The organism is Promicromonospora citrea, from assembly GCF_013004695.1.
GTDB classification, from domain to species: domain Bacteria; phylum Actinomycetota; class Actinomycetes; order Actinomycetales; family Cellulomonadaceae; genus Promicromonospora; species Promicromonospora citrea.
In genome coordinates, this window is sequence record NZ_JABEMG010000082.1 from 1 (window position 1) to 22,041 (window position 22,041).

At 73.6% G+C, this 22,041-nt stretch carries 17 protein-coding genes; 10 read left to right on the forward strand and 7 right to left on the reverse strand.

Translation table 11 applies throughout. The features are described from left to right. Positions 1-163: 163 nt before the first annotated feature. A complete protein-coding gene (locus tag HLB15_RS15485) occupies positions 164-1,420 on the reverse strand; it encodes a multidrug effflux MFS transporter (RefSeq protein ID WP_308424932.1) in 1,257 nt (418 codons plus the stop codon). Between the two features lie 118 nt (positions 1,421-1,538). On the opposite strand from HLB15_RS15485, the gene HLB15_RS15490 reads away from it, so the two are divergent. Together HLB15_RS15490 and HLB15_RS15495 are read left to right on the forward strand one after the other, a co-directional pair. Continuing rightward, positions 1,539-2,294 (forward strand): SOS response-associated peptidase, encoded by a 756-nt coding sequence (locus HLB15_RS15490; protein WP_171106664.1) that lies wholly within the window; start codon positions 1,539-1,541, stop codon positions 2,292-2,294. A 59-nt stretch (positions 2,295-2,353) separates the two neighbouring features. After that, positions 2,354-3,415: a PDDEXK nuclease domain-containing protein gene (locus tag HLB15_RS15495; RefSeq protein ID WP_171106665.1), complete on the forward strand. Its 1,062-nt coding sequence runs from the start codon at positions 2,354-2,356 to the stop codon at positions 3,413-3,415. On the opposite strand, the gene HLB15_RS15500 is transcribed toward HLB15_RS15495, so the two are convergent. Beyond that, the gene (locus tag HLB15_RS15500) at positions 3,412-4,083 is read right to left on the reverse strand and encodes an HAD family hydrolase (protein ID WP_171106666.1); all 672 of its coding nucleotides are present in this window, start codon (positions 4,081-4,083) and stop codon (positions 3,412-3,414) included. The genes HLB15_RS15495 and HLB15_RS15500 overlap by 4 nt on opposite strands. Positions 4,084-4,169: 86 nt before the next feature. Here HLB15_RS15500 and HLB15_RS15505 point away from each other — a divergent pair, with 86 nt between their 5' ends. Then, positions 4,170-4,949, forward strand: a complete 780-nt coding sequence (locus HLB15_RS15505; protein WP_171106667.1) for a crotonase/enoyl-CoA hydratase family protein — start codon at positions 4,170-4,172, stop codon at positions 4,947-4,949. Positions 4,950-4,973: 24 nt separating this feature from the next. Here HLB15_RS15505 and HLB15_RS24860 read toward each other — a convergent pair whose 3' ends face one another. The 3 genes from HLB15_RS24860 to HLB15_RS15520 all read right to left on the reverse strand — a co-directional run bounded on the left by HLB15_RS24860 (position 4,974) and on the right by HLB15_RS15520 (position 7,397). After that, the gene (locus HLB15_RS24860; protein WP_171106668.1) at positions 4,974-6,056 is read right to left on the reverse strand and encodes an adenylate/guanylate cyclase domain-containing protein; all 1,083 of its coding nucleotides are present in this window, start codon (positions 6,054-6,056) and stop codon (positions 4,974-4,976) included. A 46-nt stretch (positions 6,057-6,102) separates the two neighbouring features. Next, positions 6,103-6,399, reverse strand: a complete 297-nt coding sequence (locus HLB15_RS15515; RefSeq protein ID WP_171106669.1) for a hypothetical protein — start codon at positions 6,397-6,399, stop codon at positions 6,103-6,105. A 155-nt stretch (positions 6,400-6,554) separates the two neighbouring features. After that, positions 6,555-7,397, reverse strand: coding sequence for a biotin--[acetyl-CoA-carboxylase] ligase (locus HLB15_RS15520; RefSeq protein WP_229785331.1), 843 nt, complete (start codon positions 7,395-7,397; stop codon positions 6,555-6,557). A 119-nt stretch (positions 7,398-7,516) separates the two neighbouring features. Here HLB15_RS15520 and HLB15_RS15525 point away from each other — a divergent pair, with 119 nt between their 5' ends. Genes HLB15_RS15525 through HLB15_RS15540 form a run of 4 tightly spaced genes read left to right on the forward strand, consistent with a single transcriptional unit; the run spans position 7,517 to position 11,460 of the window. After that, complete coding sequence (locus HLB15_RS15525; protein ID WP_171106671.1) at positions 7,517-9,115, forward strand: acyl-CoA carboxylase subunit beta; 1,599 nt, start codon at positions 7,517-7,519, stop codon at positions 9,113-9,115. A gap of 28 nt (positions 9,116-9,143) precedes the next feature. Further along, on the forward strand, positions 9,144-9,668 hold the full coding sequence (locus HLB15_RS15530; RefSeq protein ID WP_171106672.1) for a hypothetical protein: 525 nt from the start codon (positions 9,144-9,146) through the stop codon (positions 9,666-9,668). After that, the gene (locus tag HLB15_RS15535) at positions 9,665-9,904 is read left to right on the forward strand and encodes an acyl-CoA carboxylase epsilon subunit (RefSeq protein WP_171106673.1); all 240 of its coding nucleotides are present in this window, start codon (positions 9,665-9,667) and stop codon (positions 9,902-9,904) included. Before HLB15_RS15530 ends, HLB15_RS15535 begins: the two co-directional genes overlap by 4 nt. Next, the gene (locus tag HLB15_RS15540) at positions 9,901-11,460 is read left to right on the forward strand and encodes a glycosyltransferase (RefSeq protein WP_171106674.1); all 1,560 of its coding nucleotides are present in this window, start codon (positions 9,901-9,903) and stop codon (positions 11,458-11,460) included. The genes HLB15_RS15535 and HLB15_RS15540 overlap by 4 nt, the downstream gene beginning before the upstream one ends. A gap of 2,145 nt (positions 11,461-13,605) precedes the next feature. Here the strand turns inward: HLB15_RS15540 and HLB15_RS15545 are convergent. Beyond that, complete coding sequence (locus tag HLB15_RS15545) at positions 13,606-16,344, reverse strand: glycosyltransferase (protein ID WP_171106675.1); 2,739 nt, start codon at positions 16,342-16,344, stop codon at positions 13,606-13,608. A 145-nt stretch (positions 16,345-16,489) separates the two neighbouring features. Between HLB15_RS15545 and HLB15_RS15550 the strand changes: the two genes are divergently transcribed. Further along, positions 16,490-18,190: a DUF885 domain-containing protein gene (locus HLB15_RS15550; protein WP_171106676.1), complete on the forward strand. Its 1,701-nt coding sequence runs from the start codon at positions 16,490-16,492 to the stop codon at positions 18,188-18,190. Positions 18,191-18,400: 210 nt separating this feature from the next. Further along, a complete protein-coding gene (locus HLB15_RS15555; RefSeq protein WP_171106677.1) occupies positions 18,401-19,426 on the forward strand; it encodes a type IV toxin-antitoxin system AbiEi family antitoxin domain-containing protein in 1,026 nt (341 codons plus the stop codon). Between the two features lie 25 nt (positions 19,427-19,451). Here the strand turns inward: HLB15_RS15555 and HLB15_RS15560 are convergent, their stop codons facing one another. Further along, the gene (locus HLB15_RS15560) at positions 19,452-20,162 is read right to left on the reverse strand and encodes a Maf family protein (RefSeq protein WP_171106678.1); all 711 of its coding nucleotides are present in this window, start codon (positions 20,160-20,162) and stop codon (positions 19,452-19,454) included. A gap of 337 nt (positions 20,163-20,499) precedes the next feature. On the opposite strand from HLB15_RS15560, the gene HLB15_RS15565 reads away from it, so the two are divergent. After that, the coding region (locus HLB15_RS15565) for an acetyl-CoA carboxylase biotin carboxylase subunit (RefSeq protein WP_376699405.1) at positions 20,500-22,041 on the forward strand (1,542 nt) is incomplete at its 3' end.

Below are 22,041 nucleotides of genomic sequence, written 5' to 3' on the forward strand. Positions count from 1 at the left end.
CCGCGGCCCGGCGACGGCGGTCGCCGCGGGCAGCAGCAGCGCCGCCGCCGCGGTGGCGGCGACCACGCGCGCGACGCGGGTGCGCAGGGGTGTGCTCATGGGAGCGAGCCAACCGGGCGCACCGGACGTCCCGGTGAACCGGGCGCGACGGCCGGGTGAACTCTCAGACCGGCATGTGCCAGCCCCCGCGGCGGAACGCGGGCGTCGCGGTCGCCAGGACGCCGATCGCCAGCACCACGGCGGCGAGCATCACCAGGGCCATCGCCGTGGCGTCGCCGCCGAGGAACCCGCCGAGCGAGCTCACCGACCCGGCCACGAGCGACTGGATGGCGCCGATCATCGCGGCGGCCGTCCCCGCGATCTCGCCGTGCCGCGACAGCGCCATGGCCGAGGCGTTGGCGGGAACGAGGCCCTGGAAGGCGAGCACGCCCCACAGGGCGACGAGCAGTCCGGGGAGGCCGCCCGCACCGGTGAGCACCACCACGAGGAGCACCACGACGAGCACCGCCTGCGCCACCACCCCGAACCGGAGCAGGCGCACGGGTGCGACCCGGCGGACCAGGGCCGCGTTGACCTGGGCGGACAGCACGAGCCCCACGCCGTTGACCGCGAACAGCAGAGCGAACTGGTTCTCGCTCAGCCCGAACTCCTGCTGGAAGATGATCGGCGAGCCCACCACGTAGCTCATCAGCACACCGAAGCCGAGGCCCGGGATCACGGCCAGCGCGAGGAAGTGCCTGTCCCGCAGCAGGCGGCCGTACCCGCCGGCGACGGCGCGCACGCCGCCGGTGAGCCGGCTGCGCGGCGGGTGCGTCTCCGGCATCTTGAGGAGCACGACGGCCACCAGGGCGGCCCCCATCGCCGCGAGCACCGCGAACACCCAGCGCCACGAGCCGTGGGCGAGCACGAACGTGCCGAGCGTGGGGGCGAACATCGGCGCGACGCCGATGACGAGCATGAGACGCGAGAGGACGCGCGCGGCCTCCGCACCGACGAACCGGTCGCGCACCACGGCGACGGACGCCACGCCGGCCGCGGCGTTGAAGAAGCCCTGCGCGAGCCGCAGGCCGATGAGCACGGGCATGCTCGTCACGACCGCGCACAGCAGCGAGATGACGACGTGCAGCGTGAGCCCCACCAGCAGCGGCGCGCGACGCCCGAACCGGTCGGACAGCGGGCCGATGACGAGCTGGCCGACGCCGCCGCCGATCAGCATGCACGACACCGTGAGCTGGGCCAGCGCCTCTGTCGAGCCCAGGTCGACGGCGACCTGCGGCAGCGCGGGCAGGTACATGTCCACGGTGAAGGCGGGCAGCGCGGAGAGGGCGCCGAGCATGAGCACCCACTTGACCGTCGACCGGGAGGAGGTGCGGCGTGCGGGCATGGCTGAGGAGACGCCCGACGGCGCAGCGGATGGCATGCGGACGATGCTATCGAATCGATACGATCGAGGGAAGCGACGACGCCGTGTGATCTCGCTCTCCGAGCGCCCCGCCCGGGCCGCCGCGAGTGTCGGTGGCTCGGGGCATGCTTGACCCATGTGCGGACGCTTCGCCTCCTTCACGAAGGACCAGGACCTCACCGACGAGCTCGCGATCGCGGAGATCGCCGAGGACGCGCGGCTCCTGCCGCCGTCGTGGAACGTGGCCCCCACCGACCCGGTGCGGATCGTCGTGGAGCGCGCCTCCCGTGACTCCGGCGCCGTCACGCGATCGATGCGTGTCGCGCGCTGGGGTCTCGTGCCGTCCTGGGCGAAGGATCCCGGCGTGGGCGCCCGCATGATCAACGCCCGGTCCGAGACGCTGCTCGACAAGCCCGCGTTCGCCAAGCCGTTCGCGGCCCGCCGCTGCCTGGTGCTCGCCGACGGGTACTACGAGTGGCGCAAGCTCGGGCCGGCCGCCCCGGGCTCGAAGAAGATCGCCAAGCAGCCCTACTGGATCCACCCCGCCGAGCAGGACGTCGCCGCCCTGGCCGGCCTCTACGAGTTCTGGCGGAACCCGGCCGCGAGCGAGACCGACCCCGACCGGTGGCTGGTGTCGACCACGGTGGTCACCCGGCCCGCCGCCGAGAGCATGACGGCGATCCACGACCGCATGCCGCTCGTGCTGCCCCGCAGCGCGTGGGACGCGTGGCTCGACCCGGCGGTGACCGACGCGTCCGAGCTGCTCGAGGTCGAGCCCACCCGGCTGACCACCCGCCCGGTGCGCGACGCCGTCGGCTCGGTGCAGAACGACGGCCCGGAGCTGATCGAGGAGGACCCGGAGCCGCGGGACCCGAAGCCGGTGCGGGTGTGAGCGTCCGCGTATCCGAGTTGTGAAGCGCGCTTGATGCCAGATCTCTAGACGCTTGCTCGGTGACAATCGACATCGGGCCGTCCTCGGCGCCGCACGGCTACGCCGAGTTCATCGCCGAACTCAAGCAGCGCGTCCGCACCACACAGGTGCGGGCCGTCCGTGCCGCCAACACCGAGGTGCTCCGGCTCTACTGGACGGTCGGGCACGCCATCCTCGACCGCCAACGGGAAGCCGGCTGGGGGGCGAAGGTCGTCGACAGGATCTCCGCAGACATGCGGCGAGAGTTTCCTGGCCAGCGAGGTTGGTCGGTGCGCAGCCTCACCTACATGCGCAAGCTTGCACAGGCGTGGCCTGTCGAGGCTGACTTTGTGCAGCAAGCTGCTGCACAATTGCCCTGGGGTCACCTCATGGTCATTCTCGACAAGCTCGACACCCCTGAAGACCGGGACTGGTACGCCGCCATGGCCGCCGAAGGCGGCTGGTCCCGGGCGAGCCTCGAGTTCGAGATCGGGACGGACCTGAAGAGGCGGCTGGGTTCGGCGCCGTCCAACTTCTCCGCGACGCTGGACGTGCCGGACTCCGACCTCGCGCGGCAGGCCGTCAAGGACCGGTACGTCTTCGAGCACCTGGATCCCGGCCGACACCGCGCGGAACGCGACCGCGAGCAGGCGCTCACCGACCGGATCCAGGACACCCTCCTGGAGCTCGGTCGTGGCATGGCCTTCGTCGGGCGCCAGCACCGGATCGAGGTCGGCGGCGACGAGTTCTTCGTGGACCTGCTGTTCTTCCACGTCACCCAGCTGCGCTACGTCGTCGTCGAGCTCAAGGTCGGCAAGTTCCAGCCCGCGCACATCGGCCAGATCGGCACCTACGTCGCGATGGTCGACGGCACGCTCCGCGACCCTGCGATCCATGCGAAGACGGTCGGCATCCTGCTCTGCACCGAACGCAACGAGGTGACCCTCGACTTCGCCCTCGCCGGCACCGCCTCGCCCGTGGCCGTCGCGCTCTACGAGGGGCTGACTCCCCGCGAACGCTCCGCGCTGCCCAGCCCTGGTGAGCTGGAGGCGGTCCTGGAGGACGAGATGCAGGCACGGGCGCAGGACCCGCGCCCCCGCTAGCCCCGGAGGTCCAGCTCCGCCAGGCCCGCGACGCGGTGCTCCACCTCCGGGTGCAGTCCCGCGCGGTCGAGCAGCACGGCACGCATCCCGGCGTCGAGCGAGCCCTGGTAGTCCTTGACGACGTCGTTGCCGACCATGAGCACCGAGTCCGGCGCGACGCCGAGGATCTCGCACGCCGCGGCGAACGCCCGCGGGTCGGGCTTGCCCGCGGGGAGGTCACCGGAGGCGACGACGACGTCGAGGTGCGCGGCGAGCCCCGTCCGGTCCAGCTTGCGGTGCTGGTAGACGCCGTCGCCGTTGGTGAGCAGCGCGGTCACGAGCCCGGCGTCTCGCACGCGGCGCAGCGTGGGCACGGCGTCGTCGAAGGCGCGCCAGGCCTGCTCGTAGCGCGTGAGATAGCCGCTGAACAGCTCGTCGGCCTCCTCGTCGGACGCGTCGGCGCCCAGGAACTCGCGCACGCGGACGCGGCGCTGCTCGGCGAAGGTGATCTCCCGCCGGGAGTACCGCGCGTAGGCCTCCTCGGAGACGGCGAGCCACGCCGCGAGAAGCTCGTCCTGGTCGTCGAGGTCCAGCCCCAGCTCGAGCGCCCAGTCCAGCAGGGCCGCCCGCGCGGCGCTTTCCTGGTCCACGAGCGTGTCGTCGAGATCGAAGAGAACGACTTTCAGCACGCCCGCATCGTGTCACACGGCGGACAGGCGCCTCGATGCCGTCCAGCCCGCGTCAGCCCGGCCCGCGTCCTGCATAGGCTGCGCCCATGACCGCCAGCACCGCCCCCTCGGCCGCGCCGTCCGGGCGCCACGTCACCTGCACCGTCACGGACGGGATCGCCGACGTCCGCCTCGACCGGCCCGACAAGCTGAACGCCCTGTCGCTCGGCATGCTGCACGCGCTGCGAACCACGGCGCGCGCGCTGCGGCGTGAGCCCGGGCTCCGGGCCGTGGTCGTGTCCGGGAACGGACGGTCGTTCTGCGCGGGCCTCGACCTGGCGTCGGCCGCCCGCACGCCCGGCACGGTCGCGCGCGCGTTCGTGCCGTCGCCGCGCGGCACCAACCTGTTCCAGGAGGCGTGCTGGGCGTGGCGGCGCCTGCCCGTCCCGGTGGTGGCCGCCGTCCACGGTCACGTGATCGGGGCCGGCGTGCAGATCGCCCTGGCCGCGGACCTCCGCGTGACCGCGCCGGACGCGCGCTGGTCGGTCAAGGAGGTCGCGCGCGGCCTCGTCCCGGACATGGCGGGGATCCGGGCGCTGACCCAGCTCGTCGGCATCGAGACGGCCAAGCGCCTCACCCTGACCGCGGAGGAGGTCACGGGGGCCGACGCCGCGCGGCTCGGTCTGGCCGGGACCGTCGCCGAGGCGCCGCGCGAGGAGGCGTTCGAGCTGGCCGGCCGGATCGCCGAGCACCGGCCCGAGGCCGTGGCCGCCGCGAAGCGCCTCTTCGACCGGCACTGGTCGTCCGGCGACCGGCGGACCTTCGGCGCGGAGCGCCGCGCGCAGCTGCGGCTCCTTCCGGGGGCGATGCGGACCTTGCGGAGCTGACCGGGCGACCCGTGCCCGGACAGGTCAGCCCTGGTAGGCGCGCTGCAGCCGCACCGGCGCGAGCGAGCCGATGCCGGGCACCTCGCGGGCCGGCTGCGCCGTGAGGGCGTACCGCGGGCTGGCGGCGAGCTGGGCGGCCGTCTCCGTGTCGACCAGCACGGTCGACGGGTCGGCCTGCTCCGTGAGGCGCGAGGCCAGGTTCACGGTGGGGCCGAAGATGTCGCCGAACCGCGACAGCACGCGCCCCCAGACCAGCCCGACGCGCACCGGGATCTCGGGGTCGCCCGGGGCCGCCGTGCCGAGGGCCTCTCCCGAGGTCTCGGCCAGGCCGAGGGCCACCTCCGCCCCCGTCTCGAGGTCGTCGGTGACGAAGAGGACGGCGTCACCGATGGTCTTCACCACGCGCCCGCCCGCGTTGACGATGATGTCGCGCGCGCCCGCCTCGAACCGCTGCACGAACTCGGCGAGCTCCTCCGAGCCGAGACCCGCCGTCCGCTTGGTGAAGGAGACGATGTCCGCGAACCCGACGCCGCGCACGAGCGGGAGCTGGTGGCTGTCGTTGCGCGCGTCGCTCCGCGAGCCCGCGAACTCGATGGCCATGCGTCCGGTGAGCGCCGCGAGCTGACGCCGCCAGGCGTGCTCGAGCTGACCCAGCAGGGTCTCGGTCATCTCGGGCAGGCGGTCGAGGGCGAGCAGCCGGGCGGAGGTCTCGTCGAGGTCGTACCGGCGCACGAGGTGCTCGACCAGGGCCTCGACCTGCCAGAGCGCCAGCCGGTCCGCGGTGTGCCCCACCGAGCGGACGAACGTCATCTGCGCGCGCTCGTCCATCTGCTCGGCCTGGAACAGCTCCGCCGCGTCCTTGAGGGCGTCGACGTCGGCGTCCGTGAACCAGGTCTCGGTCGGGTGCGTGACCGGCAGGCCGATCCAGCGCCAGTACCGGGTCACGAACTGCTTGTCGAGACCGGTGAGCTCCAGCACCTGGGAGAGCGTGTACCGCCGGGCGCCGCCCAGCAGCGTCTCGTCGAGGCGTGCGGCGGTGTCGGCCCCGGGGGCGTCGTGGTGGTGGACCGGCGGGGTCCCGGAGTCGGTCTCGGAGTTGTGGAGCACGTCACCACTGTAGGCGGGCGTGCCAACCCGCCTAGCCAGGCCGGGCTCAGTCGACGAGCGTGAGCACGAGCGGGATGCCCGTGAGCACGAGCAGCATGCCGACCACCGTGACGACGGTCCACAGCCCGAGCTGCACGCCGCGGCGCCCGTCGTCCCGGTACAGCAGCACCCAGACCACCATGAGCCAGGCGACGACGGCGGCGATGAGCCCCGTGGTCGGCGTCCCCTCGCTCTGCACGAACCCGCGGTCCAGCCGGACCGTGCTGATCAGGTACACCGTGACGATCGCCGCGGCGCACACCACCGCCTTGGCCACGCCCAGCGTCGCCCGGCCTGCGTCCATCGACATCTCCTGACCGCTCCCGTCAGAGGCTCCGTTGCCTGTCCTGTGTCGCTGCGGCGGACATTACCGCAGGCCACCCCAACTGCGGCAGGGAGTTCCGCGCGATTCACCCGGGAGTCACCCGGCCGCCCGGTGCAGGCACGGGCGGGTGCCGCTCAGCGCAGGTGCCAGACGTCGCCCGCGGTCACGGCGCGCTCCCGCCCCGACTCCTCGCGGACGACCAGCGCGCCGGAGGCGCCCAGCCCTACCGCCAGGCCCTCGAGCACCCCGGCGTCGCCCGCGAGCTCCGCGCGCACCCGCGTGCCGAGCGTCGCCGACACCGCCGCGTACTCGTCGCGCAGTCCGGCCGCCCCGACGTCGCCGCCCGCCTGCTCCCAGCGGCGCATGACGGCGTGCACCTCGCCGAGCAGCCGCACCAGCACGTCCGTGCGGTCGGGCCGCGGATGGCCCGCGAGCGCGAGCGACGTCGCGGTGGGCACGGGCAGCTCGGCGGCCGACTGCGCCACGTTGAGCCCGATGCCGAGCACCACGGCGGCGGGACCGCCATCGGGCTCCCCCGGGACGACCTCGGCCAGGACGCCCGCCACCTTGCGGTACCGGCCCAGCCCCGCGACAGCGTCGTCGGCGGGCAGGAGCACGTCGTTGGGCCACTTCACGACCGCGCTCACCCCGCCGTCGACCCCGTCGCCGGAGACGGCGCGCACGACCGCGAGACCCGCGAGGAGCGGGAGCCAGCCCAGCGAGCCGACGGGCACGGCCGGGCGCAGCACGACGGACACGGTGAGCCCGGCCCGCGCGGGCGTCTCCCACGTGCGGCCCGCGCGGCCGCGTCCCGCGGTCTGGTGCTCCGCCACGAGGGCCGACGGCGCGGGCCACGCGGCGGGGTCGTCGCGGACCGCCGCGACGAGCTCCGCGTTCGTGGACGGCGAGGTCTCGACCACCTCGACCCGGCCGTACCCGGGGACGCTGAGGCGGTCGAGGGACAGTGAGGGGTGCACAGCCCCATCCTGGACCCTGGACCGTGCCGCCGCCCTTGGAGGATCCCCACAACCCGGCGGCCCGACCCGCTGGACACTCACGCATCGAGCCGGAGGCATCCGACAACTAGGCTCGGGGTGTGAACGACGCCACCACGACTCTCTCCGGCACGCGCGCGAAGCTCGACGACCTCGACGCCCGCCGGGCCGCCGCCGTCGACGTCCCCGAGGAGACGGCCCGCGAGAAGCAGCACAAGCGGGGCAAGAAGACCGCCCGCGAGCGCATCGAGGCGCTCCTGGACGAGGGCTCGTTCACCGAGCTCGACGCCCTGGCCAAGCACCGCAGCCGCAACTTCGGGCTCGACAAGAAGCGGATCGCGGGTGACGGCGTCGTCACCGGGTACGGCACGATCGACGGCCGCCAGGTCTGCGTCTACTCGCAGGACTTCACGGTGTTCGGCGGGAGCCTCGGCGAGGTGCACGGCCAGAAGATCACCAAGGTGCAGGACCTCGCGCTGCGCACGGGCGTGCCGCTCATCGGCATCAGCGACGGCGGCGGCGCGCGCATCCAGGAGGGCGTCGCGGCCCTCACGCAGTTCGCGGAGATGTTCCGCCGCAACGTGGCGGCGTCGGGCGTGATCCCGCAGATCTCGCTCATCCTCGGCCCGAGCGCGGGCGGCGCGGTCTACTCCCCCGCCCTGACGGACTTCATCGTCATGGCGGACCAGACGTCCAACATGTTCATCACAGGCCCCGACGTGATCCGGACCGTCACGGGCGAGGACGTCGACTTCGAGACGCTGGGTGGCGCCCGCACGCACAACACGCGCTCCGGCGTCGCCCACTACATGGGCAGCGACGAGGACGACGCGCTCGACTACGTGCGCCACCTCGTCAGCTACCTGCCGCAGAACAACCTGTCGGACGCCCCGGCCTACCCGCCGGAGGGCGACACCGTGCTCGAGGTGACGCCGGAGGACGAGGCGCTCGACGAGCTGATCCCCGACAGCGACAACCAGCCCTACGACATGCGCGAGGCCGTCGAGGCGGTGCTGGACCCGGAGTCGTTCCTCGAGGTGCAGCCCCTGTTCGCCACCAACGTGCTGACCGGGTTCGGGCACGTGGAGGGCCAGTCGGTCGGCATCATCGCCAACCAGCCGCAGTCCATGGCCGGCACGCTCGACATCGACGCGGCGGAGAAGGCCGCGCGGTTCGTGCGCACGTGCGACGCGTTCAACATCCCCGTGCTGACCTTCGTGGACGTGCCGGGCTTCCTGCCGGGCGTCGGCCAGGAGCACCAGGGCATCATCCGCCGCGGCGCGAAGCTCATCTACGCGTACGCCGAGGCGACGGTGCCGCTCGTCACGATCATCACGCGCAAGGCGTACGGCGGCGCGTACATCGTCATGGGCTCCAAGCAGCTCGGCGCCGACGTCAACCTCGCCTGGCCGACCGCCCAGATCGCCGTGATGGGCGCGAGCGGCGCCGTGAACATCCTGCAGCGCGGCGCCCTCAGGTCGGTCGCGGAGGCGGGCGGCGACGTCGAGGCGGAGCGCGCGCGGCTGACCGCCGAGTACGAGGACGCGATCGTGAACCCGTGGGACGCCGCCGAGCGCGGGTACGTCGACGCGGTGATCCGCCCGTCGGAGACCCGGGTGCAGGTCGTGCGCGCCCTGCGCGCCCTGCGCACGAAGCGATCTACGCTTCCTCCGAAGAAGCACGGCAACATCCCGCTCTGACCGGCGGGAGGACCGGAGGACGAACCAGATGAGCCACGAGGACGCCACCCACGGCCCCGCGCCGATGGGCCGCGTCGACGCGGAGCCCATGCACCGCGCGGTCGACGCGCTGGCGGCTGCCCTGCACGAGTACGTCGGTACCGCCGTGGGCGTCCGTGCCGAGTTCGGCGCCGCCGAGGCGGACGAGGACCCACGCGTGCTGGCCCTGGAGTCGAAGGTGGGGCACCTCAACGCCGCGCTGTTCGACACGTTGCACGGCGCGCTCGGCATGCACCCCGACCTCACGTCGTCGGTGTGGGAGCCCGAGGACGGCGCGGAGCCGGACGACGTCGACGAGCCCACGCCGGAGGACGCAGAGGCGTTCTACCTGGGGTTCGTCGTCGCGGCCCGGGAGGGCGGGGACGCGTCGCTCGACGGCGTGATCGACCTGCTCGACGCGGCCGGGGAGTCCGTGGCGACGGCGCTCACCGACGGCGGGTACGACATCGCCGAGTGGGCCGCCTCGCGCGGCGAGGCGCCCGGTTTCGGTCTCTACGAGGAGGACGACGAATGAGCCCGCAGGTGCGCGTGGTCCGGGGGCGCCCGGACGACGTCGAGGTCGCCGCGCTGGTCGCCGGCCTCGCCGCCGTCGCGGCGGGCGGCCCGGAGCCCGAGGACGCCGCGCCGCTCGACGAGTGGACCAACCGGGCCCGGTCGCTGCGGGGCAACGCCCCCGCGACGGCGAAGAGCTTCGGCGGGCGCGCGGGACGGCACAACGCCGACGCGTGGCGCTGGAGCCTGCGGTCATGACCACGACGCCCCGCCCCGGGGACATCGACGTCGTCCTGTTCGTCCGGTCGCTCGGCCACCGCATCGCCGGTGGCACGCGCGCCGTCCTGGCCCGGGCCAACCTCTACGCCGAGCTCGGCTACCGCACCACGCTGGTCGTGACGGGCCTCCTCGACGACGACGGCGACTGGGTCCGCGAGCACGGCCTGCTGCGCCCGGAGGTGCGCCTGCTCGTCCTGTGGCGCGACGGCCCCGACGCCATCGACCGGGAGCGCGCCGGGGAGCTGGACCCGATCGTGCTGCCGCGCGTGCCCGACGGGCCCGGCGTGCAGCGGCGCACGCGGACCGTCGACGGCGCGCGGCAGGTCCGCACGCTGGTGGACGGCACGCTGCGCACCATCGAGCTGCACGACACGTCGGACGCGACGCGGCAGATCGTCGTGCTGCGCGAGGACGGCACCAGGGAGTCGCTGTGGGCCTTCGCCCACGGAGAGCTCATCGCGATCGACCACCTGCGCGCGGGCGGCGGGGGCCGGCGGCGCGAGCTCGTCGTCGACGGACGCGCCGTCTGGCTCGAGGCGGAGGTCGAGGGGCACGTGGGCGCGGGCGAGGCCCGGCTGCGGCTCCGCGACGAGGAGGTCGGCGACTACGCCGGCGTGATCGCCCGCTGGCTGGACGCCACGTTCGCGGCCGCGGAGCACCTCGTCGTCTTCGCGGACGGCGAGAACGTGTGGCAGCGCGCCCTGCGCCGCATGCGTCACCCGCGCGTGCACGGCGTGTCCGTGCTGCACAACTCGCACTTCGCCGCACCCTACGACGCGAGCGCGCCGACGAAGCCGCACTGGGAGGGCTTCTTCTCCGACACGACGAACGTCGACGTCATGGTCTGCCTCACCGAGCGGCAGCGCACGGACCTCCAGGCGCGCTACCCCGACCTGCCGCCGCTGCGGGTGCTCCGGCACGCCGCCCCGCGGCCGCGGGTCCGCGGGGTGCGGCGCGACCGGCGGTCGGTGGCGTTCGTGGGCCGGCTGGCGCCGCAGAAGCAGCTCGACCACCTGCTGCAGGCCTTCGCGCTCGTGCACGAGCGGGTCCCCGACGCGGTCCTCGACGTCTACGGGCACGGCACCGAGGCGGAGCCGCTCGCGAAGCTCACCACGGAGCTCGGCCTCGACGGCGTCGTGCGCTTCCACGGCGCGACCGGGCAGGCGCTGCACGCGTTCGCCGGGTCGCGCGTCGCCGCCATGACGTCCCTCCACGAGGGCCTGCCGCTCACCCTCACCGAGGCGATGTCGGTGGGCACGCCCGTCGTCGCGTACGACTGCAACTACGGACCGGCCGAGGTGATCCTCGACGGCGAGAACGGCTTCCTCGTGCCCCAGGACGCCGTCCGGGCCCTCGCGGACCGCCTCGTTCAGGTGCTCGAGGACGACCGGCTGGCCCGCAGGCTGAGCCGCGGCGCCAAGCGGGTCACGAAGAGCTTCTCGCCGCGCCGGTACAGGGACTCGTGGCGCGAGCTGGTCGACGAGGTCGCCGCGAGCCGGGCGTCGAGCAGCTCGCACACCGTCGCGAGCAGCTGACCCCGGTCGATCCGCAGGTTCTCCAGGTGAGGGCGGACGTCGTTCCGGCCGCGGCGCTCGCCCTCACCCACCGGCTCGCCGAGGAGCGTCACGGGCACGGGGCGCCCTTCCGCCTCCCGCGCGCCGGGCCGCTCGTCGGGCGGGAGGTCGCCCAGCGACGGCGGCGCGTACACCACGCCGGGGGCGTCGCTGAACCAGCCCACCTTGTGCTGGCTGGTGCCGTTCGGCGCCACGTACACGTCGGTGACGGCGGCCCACAGCACCGCCTCCCGCAGGGTGCTGCCCACGAGGTCGACCACCTGGTCCCCGTGCCGCGCGGCGGCCCGGATCGCGCGCGCCACGGCGTGCAGCTCGTCGATGCTCTCCTGCCACTGCGCGGACACCTCGTCGCGGCCGACGGGGTAGGAGTACCCGTCGAGCAGCACCGTCGCGCCGGGGTAGCGCCGGTGGATCGCGTCGGCGAACCGGGCGACCTCGTGCTCCTGGTCGACCCAGGCCCGGCTGCGCACCCGCAGCCCGACCCAGACGACGGGCCCGGTCAGCGGCGGTCCGCCCGCCGACGGCGGCTGCCGGAACCCCGGTGCGGGCTCGGCCCGGGCGACCCGGTCCCTGATCCGTTCGACCAGCGAGCGCCGGACGAGGTATCCGCCGACGGCGACGACGAGGTGCTCGTGCGAGAACGGGTACGGGTCGCGCACGCCGCGCCGCGGCTCGTCGACGACCCGGGCCCCCGCGAGCTCGGGGAACAGGTCGGGGAACGGCCCGAAGAACTCCGTCCCCGCCGTGCGCACCTCCGCGACGTTCCCCGCGATCCCGAGGTCGACGAGGCGCTCGACCCCCGGATGGAAGTTCCAGACGTGGTGGGCGAAATTCTCCGGGATGGTCATCTGCAGCACGACCGTGCGCCGCGCGGCAGGGTCCGGCCGGGTCGCCACCGCGGCGGCGTAGCGCTCGCGGTACGTGGCCACGCGCTGCAGGAGGTCCCGTGACAGGTTCGCCAGGCGGTGGGCCGGGAGGATCGGGCGGGCGTAGGTCGCGCCGAGGTCGAGCAGCAGCCCTCGCCCGGGCAGGTAGACGTAGGCCGCGCGGTGGCCGGCGCCGAGGCACAGCAGCAGCGCGAGCTCGCCGTCGCCGAACGAGTACACGGCCTTGCCGAACGCGACGACGGCGTCGAACGGGGCGCAGGGCACGCCCGTGAGCGGGTCCCGCAGCACGAGCTGCCGGTCACGGACCGCACGCGTCTGGTGCGCGAGGTGCGGGTCGTCGGCGTCGACGGCGCGCCGCTGGGCCTGCGTCACGAACACGCGGTCGTCGGGCTGCGGCACGTCCGGCCGCAGAAACTCCTCGCGCCACCAGGCGACGGCGCCCGGGTCCAGCGACACGCCCTCGGCGAGCGCTGCCTCGGGCGTGAGCGTGCGGGGCGGCGTCGCCAGGAAGAAGAGCTCCTTGATGCCGTTCGGCAGCGTCACCACCCGGTCGGCGTCCGCCTCCGGGACCGGGGCGAGCGCCGTCCAGGCCGCGTGCACCCGGGCGCACGCCTGCGCGTCGTCCCCGGCCAGGAAGGCCGCGACGGCGTCGGCGTGCGCGGCGCGCGCCGCTGCCCCGTCCGGGCCGCGGAGCAGCTCGTGCAGCACGACCGGGATCGGGGTGTCCGTTGCCGTCTGGAGCGCGGACAGCCGCTCGGCGAGGGGCACGTCGTCCGGCCCGCGCCCGACCGCTCGCCACTCGGACAGCACGGCCCACGACGTCGGCTCGGACCGCAGGAGGTCGGCGTACGCCGCGTCCACCTCGCCGGTGGGCGCACCGGCGGCGACCAGCGCACGCGCGAGGCGGCGCTGGGCCGTCCTGCGGTCCTGCAGGTCGTCGAGCGCGAGGGCCCGGCGCAGGTGAGTGACGGCGGAGGCGGCCTGCCCCGACGCCTCCAGCGCGCCCGCGCAAGCCAGCAGCACGCGGGCCCGGTCGGGGAAGCGGGCCGATGCCGCCTCCGCGAGCTCGGTGGCCAGCGCCGCGTCGCCCGAGTCCCGGACGCGGATGAGGGTGCCGATGACGTCCGGTACGGACGGCCTGCGGCGGCCCCGCAGAGTGCGGGCGAGGCCCTGCACCTCCTGGTGCAGGGCCTCGTCCGTGGACAGCGCGTCGGTCATGTCACGCAGCGGCGCGACGTGACGCGACGAACGCCTCGCCCTTGTCCCACAGGTCGCGGGACTTGACGTAGAGGTCCTTGTTCCACGGCTTCAGCCAGCCCGCCCAGTGGACGATGCTCGGGTCGGTCACCGTCTCCTGGGTCGGCCAGTTGTTCCAGACCGGGTCGAGCTTCCGGTACCGGGAGCCGGCGTAGCAGTTGAGGATCTCCTGGTCGTTGAGACCGTAGGTCTCGACGTACGCCACGTAGTCCGCGGTGAAGTGCTCCTGGCGCATCTGCGCGAGGTCCATCACCAGGATGCCCGCGTTGAAGCCGTCGAAGTCGTTCGGGTGCCGCTGGTACATGACCCGGAAGAACTCGTTGGCGACGGTGGGCTCCTCCGTGAGGCGGCGGCCCTGCTTGAGGATGTTGCCGAGACCGCTGCGCACGCCGTGGCCCACGGACGGGCGGGCGGCGAGCGGCGAACCATCGAGCTCGACGTCGTGGAGCGTCGCGATGTCCTTGACGGTCAGCGCGTCGATGTCGTGGTAGACCACGCGGTCGAGGTCCGGCAGCAGCTCCGGCAGGAGCAGGCGGTCCATCGTCGAGACGGTGATGTGCTTGAGCATGCCCAGCACCGGCCCGTAGTCGATGTCGTCGCAGGCGATCCACTCGAACTCGACCTCGGGGAACAGGCCCGCGAGCCGGTCGTGGTCCTCGGTCGTGTGGTCGCGCGTGAGCGCCACGACGTGCAGCGGACGGTCCGAGTGCTGGACCAGGCCGCCGATGACGATCTCCATCTCCTGCTTGAGGTTGCCGTCGAGCGCGACCGCGACGTTGACCACGTCGCCGGCCGGGCGCGGGGCCGTGGCGGGTCGCACGACGCGCGAGGCGCGCGCCGTCCGGCAGGCCTCGTCGACGTCGAAGGACGCCGTCAGGCGGGTTCCCGGCGCGGCGTACCGCTGCTCGGCCAGGGCGACCTCCGGCGCGACGGTCTTGCGCCACTCGGCGTAGACCTCCTCGCGCGAGGCGCCGCGCAGCACGAGGGCCATCGCCGGCGCGAGCAGGCGACGGATGCGCTCCCGCATCGCGTCCAGGTCGTTCTCGTCCGCGTCGAGGAGGCCGGCGAACCGGACGTCGGCCCGGTTCTTCGGCGTGAACTTCACGTTCGCGCCGATGGACCACGACGGCAGGTAGCAGTGCAGGCGCGAGGTGACGACCTGGCCGAACTCCGTGCGGTAGCTCTCCAGCAGGTCCAGCGCCTCGCGGACGTTCGGGCCCATCGAGGTCCAGCGGACGTCCTCGTGCATCTGCGTGATCTGGACGGCGTCCTCGGTCGGCGCGGCGGTGTCGACGTACGCCGTCGGGCCGTCGGCCGGGACGGGCCGCTCCGTGTCGGGGAAGACCGTGCTGATCGTCGTCGTGAGGCAGCCGGAGAAGAAGGCCGGCACGCCGCGCGCGAGGAGCAGGTAGACGGTGTTCCAGTCGCGGCAGCCGATCGGGCCGTGCGCCTTGAGGTACTCGATCGCCTCGGGCGTGAGCATGTTCGGCCGGTTCACGTGGAACGAGATGAACAGCGGGTTCACGTTCGGGTGGAACGGGAAGTCGTAGGCCAGGCCGAAGATGTCCTGCATGTACCAGCCGAACGCGATCGCCCAGGTGTTCTCCGGGACGGCGTCGAAGCTCGACGAGTCACGGTTCAGGGTCATCAGCTGGACGTCGGCGCCGGGGCCGTCGATCTGCAGCTCGGGACGGACCCGGCCCTGCAGCTCCGAGACCACCTCGACGAGCTCGTCGTCGCCGTGCAGGCGCAGGCCCGCGTGCCGGACCAGGTGGCCGAGGCTCGCGATGGTCTGCACGTAGTCGCCCACGTTGGAGGACGTCGTGCCCTCGTCGGGCTGCTTGTAGTCGATGACGCCGAACGACACGCGGCCCTCGGGCACGGTCGCGGTGCGCGGCGTGGTCGCGCGCTCCGTGAAGTCGGCGAGCAGCCCGATGCGCCGGGTGAGCGCCTCGTCGGCGTCGCCGGCCTCGCGCGCGGCGTCGATCGCGCGGGACGCCGCGGCGTACTCCTTGACCGCGAAGTAGATCGAGGCCATCTGGAAGAGGTTCCTGGCGCCGCGCACCGTGCCCTGGTCGATCCACTTCACCGTCTCGTCGACGATGCTCAGGTCGCCCACCTGGGCGGCCGTGCGGAGGAACTCGACGGGCGCGTTCCGCGCGACGACGTCCCGCGGGACCTCGGTGAACAGGTCCCAGGCGAGGTCGTACGTGCCGGCGTGGCGGGCGACGAGCGCACCGCCGAGCGCACCGGCGACGCGCGTCTCGGGCTGGTCGTGCAGCGAGTGGCACAGGGCGCGCGCGCCGACCAGCACCTCGGAGTTGAGCTTGCGGGTGAACCGCCCGCGGATCATCGTGACGAGCGCGTCGGGCAGCGGGGTGCCCGCGCGCAGCAGGCGCGCCAGCTCGGCGTCGGCCGCCATCTTCTTGGCGGCGTGGACGTACTCGCGCTTGGCGCGGACCTCGCTCTCCGGGAGGGTGCCCGGCTCCAGGCCCAGCGCGACCTCCGCCATCTGACGGTACGAGCCGCGCAGACGCGTCACGGCCTTCTCGTCGACCGTCGGCTTGCTCGCGGACGCCGGCGCGGTCGACGCGGCAGAGGGCTTCTTCTGCTGCGCCGCGCTGGTCCCTGCCCAGCGGTCGGCCGTCCTGGCGATCTTGCGAAGCGCGCGGTGGCGCAGACTCCGGCCTCGAACGTTCATGCATTTCCCTTTCTCGGGGTCGGCGAGCTGGACGCTCAAGCCGGGGACGATCGTACCGTCCGCAGCAGGCGGGATGCCGCGACAAGCCGCGTACGGGGGATTAACTTCTCGTAGCCGCCGGACCGGGCACGTAGGCTCGGTCGGCATGACCAGCCCCGTACGCACCCCGACGCAGATCGACGCCGTCGCCGACGACTACGTCAAGCGTCTCATCCAGCTCGCCCCCTTGTCCGCCACAGCCATGGGTCTGCCCGGGCACGACCACGAGATCGGCGACCTCTCCCCCGCCGGTCACGACGCGCTGGCCCAGGCCGCACGCGAGACGCTGACCGCGCTGGACGGCGTCGAGCCCGCCGACGACGTCGACCGCGTGACGGTCTCCGCGATGCGCGAGCGCCTCGGCCTCGATCTCGAGCTGCACGAGGCCGGCGAGGACCTGCGCAACCTGAACAACATCGAGTCCCCCGTGCAGGGCCTGCGCGACGTGTTCGACATCATGGCGACCGACTCGGTCGAGGCGTGGGAGAACATCGCGGCCCGCCTGAACGCCCTGCCCGACGCCGTCGACGGGTACGTCGAGTCGCTGGCCGCCGCGGCGGCGAAGGGCGACGTCGCCGCGATCCGCCAGGTGCGCGAGTGCGTGGACCAGGCACGCGAGCTGGCCGGCCCGGACTCCTTCTTCACCTCCTTCACACGCGGCCCCGCCGTCGACGCCGTGCTCGACGAGTCCGCCGCGTGCAGCCTGGTCCGCAAGGAGCTCGAGCACGGGGCGACCGCGGCCCGCGCCGCCTACGGAAAGCTCGCGGAGTTCCTGGAGCGCGACCTGGCACCGCAGGCCCCGGAGGCCGACGCCGTCGGCCGTGACCGCTACGCGCTGTGGTCGCGGTACTTCCTCGGCGCGACCGTCGACCTCGACGAGACCTACGCCTGGGGCCTGGAGGAGCTCGACCGGATCGTCGCGGAGCAGGAGCAGGTGGCCGCGCAGATCGCCGGCCACGGCGCCACGGTCGAGCAGGCCGTCGCCGCACTCGACGCCGACCCCGCCCGCCGCCTCGAGGGCACCGCCGCCCTCAAGGCCTGGATGCAGGAGACCTCCGACGCCGCGATCGCGGCGTTGAACGGCACCCACTTCGACGTCCCCGAGCCCGTGCTGGACCTCGAGTGCATGATCGCGCCCACGCAGTCGGGCGGCATCTACTACACCCCGCCGAGCGACGACTGGACCCGCCCCGGGCGCATGTGGTGGGCCGTGCCCGAGGGCGTCACGGAGTTCAACACGTGGCGCGAGAAGACGACCGTGTTCCACGAGGGCGTGCCCGGCCACCACCTCCAGTGCGGTCAGGCGGTGTTCGCCCGGGACACCCTGAACAGCTGGCGCCGGCTGGCCTGCTGGGTGTCCGGCCACGGCGAGGGCTGGGCGCTCTACGCCGAGCGCCTCATGGCCGACCTCGGCCACCTGGACGACCCGGGCGACCGCCTCGGCATGCTCGACGCCCAGCGCCTGCGCGCCGCCCGGGTGGTGTTCGACATCGGCGTGCACCTCGGCCTGCCCGCCCCCGAGAAGTGGGGCGGCGGCACCTGGACCGCCGAGAAGGGCTGGCCGTTCCTGCTGGCCAACGTGAACATGGCCGAGGAGTTCGTCCGGTTCGAGTTCAACCGGTACCTGGGCTGGCCGGGGCAGGCGCCGTCGTACAAGGTGGGCCAGCGGCTCTGGGAGCAGACGCGGGACGCCGCCCGGTCCGCCGCGACGGCGCGCGGCGAGGACTTCGACATCAAGGCGTTCCACGCCACGGCGCTGAACCTGGGCTCGGTGGGCCTGGACACCCTCCGCGAGGCGCTGTCCTGACGTCGCCGGCCGCCGCTCACCGAGCGATCCTCGAGAACGACCTGCGGGACACTTCTGGCCGCGAAAGCGTCCCGCAGGTCGTTCTCGAAGGGGACCACCGTGGTGGTCCGCGGGGTCGAGAGATCTCCACAGGGAGCCGGGGCGGGGGGATGTGCACAGGGCCGGGTCTCGGGGCTGGTGGGACCGTCCGGCGTCGGGTCTGATCGGTGCATGCGACCGCTGATCCGGATCCCCCACGCCCTCCTCCTCGACGCCGCCGGGCAGGAGGGCCTCGTCAGCAAGGCCCAGTGCGACGCTGCCGGGATCGACAAGCGGCGCGTGTCCCGGCTCGTTGCCCAGGGTCGGTGGCAGCGGGTGGTGCGCGGTGTCTACGACACCGACCCCGCGCCGGTGGAGCGCCGCCGGCGGCCCGACTTCCACGATCATGTCCGCCGCCGGATCGCCTGGACCGCCCTGCTCGCGTACGACGACGCCGTGTCCACCGGCAGCTGTGCCCTTGCCCTCTACGGCGTCGCGGGCCTGCCCCGTCGGTTCGACGCCGAGGTCGCCCTCCCCGGGGGTCTGGGTGCGCCTGGCCGGGGCGGCATCGTGGTGCGGCAGTACGCACCGTTCCCGACACAGCTCCTCCGCGGCCGGCTCGCCGCACGGTTCGACCACGCGCTGGCCCAGGCCCTGCCCACGCTGACGCGCGAGCAGGGCGTCGCTGTGCTGAGCAGCGCCCTGCACGAGGGATACCTCGACCGCACCGGCCTGGAGCACGTGCACGACCTCCTCCGCGGCAGGCGTGGCTCCCGAGACCGTCATACCTGGTTCGGACTGGCCGACGAGCGCGACGAGTCGGCCGCCGAGACCTTCGCGCGCTTGTCGTGCCTCGATCACGGTGTGCCGCCGGACGGCCAACAGGTCAACCTGTTCCGCGACGGCGTCTTCCTCGCCCGGGCCGACCTCGTCTACCGGCTGCCGGGCGGGCGCTGGCTGGTTGTCGAGATCGACGGGATCGAGGTGCACGGGCGCCCCGGTGCCCTGGCCCGGGACGCCCGCAGGCAGAACGCGCTGGTCGGCACCGACCGGGTCGTGGTGCTGCGCTTCGCCGCCTCGGAGAACGAGCGGCCCGGAGGAGTCGGCCGCGACGTCGCGGAACGGCTCCGCCGGTTCGGCTGGGTCGCGGGGCAACCCCTCGGGCGGGACGAGGCGATCGAGCTGGGCACACCGGCACGGCCGGGTGTGCGCACCTGAGGTGCGGGTCCGGCCGCGTACGGGCTCAGCGGTCGGCCGGCTCGGCCGGGCTGTCCGACGCGGCCGAGGAAGCGGCCGGGCGCAGGGCACGCCACGGGACGTTCAGGTCGGCCAGGAGATCGCGCAGCAGCGGCAGGCTGATCCCGACCACGCCGTGGTGGTCGCCCTCGATGCGCTCGACGTACGGGCCGCCGAGCCCGTCGATCGTGAAGGCGCCCGCGACGTGCAGGGGCTCCTCGGTCGCGACGTAGGCGTCGATCTCGTCGTCGTCGATGTCGGCGAACCAGACCGTGGTCGAGCTGGTCGAGCCGAGCGTGCCACCGGTGCCGCCCGCTGCGTCGTCGCGCAGGTCCACCACCCAGTGCCCGGTGTGCAGCACGCCCTTGGTGCCCCGCATGCCGCGCCAGCGCTCGCGGGCGGCCGCGGCGTCGGCGGGCTTGCCGACCACCTCGCCGCCGATCTCGAGCATGGAGTCGCAGCCGACGACGATCACGTCGGCGGGCGCGTCGGCGTCCTCGGTCCAGGCCTCCTCGAGGCGCGACGCGACCTCCTCCGCCTTGGCCTGCGCGAGGACGAGCACGGCGTCGGCGGGGTCGAGGTCGCCGAACCGGTCGGCGGCGTCCGCGAGGACCTTGTCCTCGTCCACGCCGGACACGATGACGTCAGGGGTCACTCCGGCGGACCGCAGCGTGGCGAGTCGGGCGGGAGACTGTGAGGCGAGGACCAGGCGTGGCACCGCGCCACAGTAACGAGAACCGGCCCGCGGAGACAGAGAAAACGCGGACCCGTCGGGAGTGACCCGGATCACCCCCTCGGGGTCCGCTTCCAGAACGACCTGCGGGACGTTTCCGGGGCCGGGACGGTCCCCCAGGTCGTTCTCGAAACGGACCGTCCGTCAGGTCGGCCGCTTTACCCGATACCGACAAGCGGACCCGCCTCAGCGGTCGACCCAGGGGCGACGCCATGTCCGAATCCTCCAAACGGCGCGTGCCGGGGTTGGTCTGGTCTCCAGACTTTCCGCCGGGTGCGCCGAGGCGGTACTGGGGCCCGGTACGGCCGGGTTACCGTGAGCCGTGCCCAGTTCCAGCCTGCCCCGAACCATCTCGAAGGTGCTCATCGCCAACCGTGGTGAGATCGCCGTGCGCGTGGCCCGTGGATGTGCCGACGCGGGGCTGCTTTCCGTCGCCGTCTATGCCGACCAGGACCGCGAGGCCCTGCACGTGCGCCTCGCCGACGAGGCGTTCGCACTCGGCGGCGCCCGCGCGGCGGACACCTACCTCGACCCGGCCAAGCTGCTCGACGTCGCACGCCGCTCGGGGGCCGACGCCGTGCACCCGGGCTACGGGTTCCTGTCCGAGAACGCGGAGTTCGCGCAGGCCGTCATCGACGCCGGGCTGGTGTGGATCGGCCCGCCGCCGTCGGCGATCGAGGCGCTGGGCGACAAGGTGAGCGCGCGGCACATCGCGCAGCGCGCGGGCGCGCCGCTCGTGCCCGGCACGCCGGACCCGGTCGCCGACGCCGCCCAGGTGCGCGCGTTCGCCGAGGAGCACGGCCTGCCCATCGCCATCAAGGCGGCGTTCGGCGGCGGCGGCCGCGGGCTCAAGGTCGCGCGCACGATCGACGAGATCGACGAGCTGTTCGACTCGGCGGTCCGCGAGGCGACGGCGGCGTTCGGCCGCGGCGAGTGCTTCGTGGAGCGCTACCTGGACAAGCCGCGGCACGTCGAGACCCAGTGCCTGGCCGACACGCACGGCAACGTCGTCGTGGTGTCGACCCGCGACTGCTCGCTGCAGCGTCGCCACCAGAAGCTCGTCGAGGAGGCGCCCGCGCCGTTCCTCACGCCGGACCAGGAGAAGGCCCTCTACACCGCGTCGGAGGCGATCCTGCGCGAGGCCGGGTACGTCGGGGCGGGGACGTGCGAGTTCCTCGTGGGCGCCGACGGCACCATCTCGTTCCTCGAGGTGAACACGCGTCTGCAGGTCGAGCACCCCGTGACCGAGGAGGTCACGGGCATCGACCTGGTGCGCGAGCAGCTGCGGATCGCGGCGGGCGAGGCACTGGGCTACGAGTCCCCCGTGGTGCGCGGGCACTCGATCGAGTTCCGCATCAACGGCGAGGACCCGGCGGCGAACTTCCTGCCCGCGCCCGGCCGGCTGAACACCCTGAGCTGGCCGTCCGGCCCGGGCGTCCGCGTCGACTCCGGCGTCGTCGCCGGCGACACCGTCTCCGGCGCGTTCGACTCGATGATCGCCAAGCTCATCGTCACGGGCGCCACGCGCACCGAGGCCGTCGAGCGGGCGCGCCGCGCGCTGCGCGAGCTCGTCGTCGAGGGCATCCCCACCGTGCTGCCGTTCCACCGCGCCGTGCTCGAGTCGGACGCGTTCGTGCCGACCGACGGCACGCCGTTCCGCGTGCACACCCGCTGGATCGAGACGGAGTTCGCCGACCAGCTCAAGGCGCTCGCGCCCGCCGCGCCCGCCCCGGCTCCCGAGGCCGAGGAGGAGGTCCTCGCGGAGCGCGTGGTCGTCGAGGTCGGCGGGCGCCGCCTCGAGGTCGTGCTGCCCGCGGGTCTCGGCGTGGCGGCGGGCCGCGCCCGCACGGCCAACGCCCGGCGC

Bases quoted from the DNA above. Each gene is read 5' to 3' on its own strand.
- HLB15_RS15545 (WP_171106675.1), bottom strand. From the start codon at position 16,344: ATGAACGTTCGAGGCCGGAGTCTGCGCCACCGCGCGCTTCGCAAGATC.
- HLB15_RS15555 (WP_171106677.1), top strand. From the start codon at position 18,401: ATGCGACCGCTGATCCGGATCCCCCACGCCCTCCTCCTCGACGCCGCC.
- HLB15_RS15530 (WP_171106672.1), top strand. From the start codon at position 9,144: ATGAGCCACGAGGACGCCACCCACGGCCCCGCGCCGATGGGCCGCGTC.
- HLB15_RS15490 (WP_171106664.1), top strand. From the start codon at position 1,539: ATGTGCGGACGCTTCGCCTCCTTCACGAAGGACCAGGACCTCACCGAC.
- HLB15_RS15550 (WP_171106676.1), top strand. From the start codon at position 16,490: ATGACCAGCCCCGTACGCACCCCGACGCAGATCGACGCCGTCGCCGAC.
- HLB15_RS15535 (WP_171106673.1), top strand. From the start codon at position 9,665: ATGAGCCCGCAGGTGCGCGTGGTCCGGGGGCGCCCGGACGACGTCGAG.
- HLB15_RS15485 (WP_308424932.1), bottom strand. From the start codon at position 1,420: ATGCCATCCGCTGCGCCGTCGGGCGTCTCCTCAGCCATGCCCGCACGC.
- HLB15_RS15515 (WP_171106669.1), bottom strand. From the start codon at position 6,399: ATGGACGCAGGCCGGGCGACGCTGGGCGTGGCCAAGGCGGTGGTGTGC.
- HLB15_RS15505 (WP_171106667.1), top strand. From the start codon at position 4,170: ATGACCGCCAGCACCGCCCCCTCGGCCGCGCCGTCCGGGCGCCACGTC.
- HLB15_RS15540 (WP_171106674.1), top strand. From the start codon at position 9,901: ATGACCACGACGCCCCGCCCCGGGGACATCGACGTCGTCCTGTTCGTC.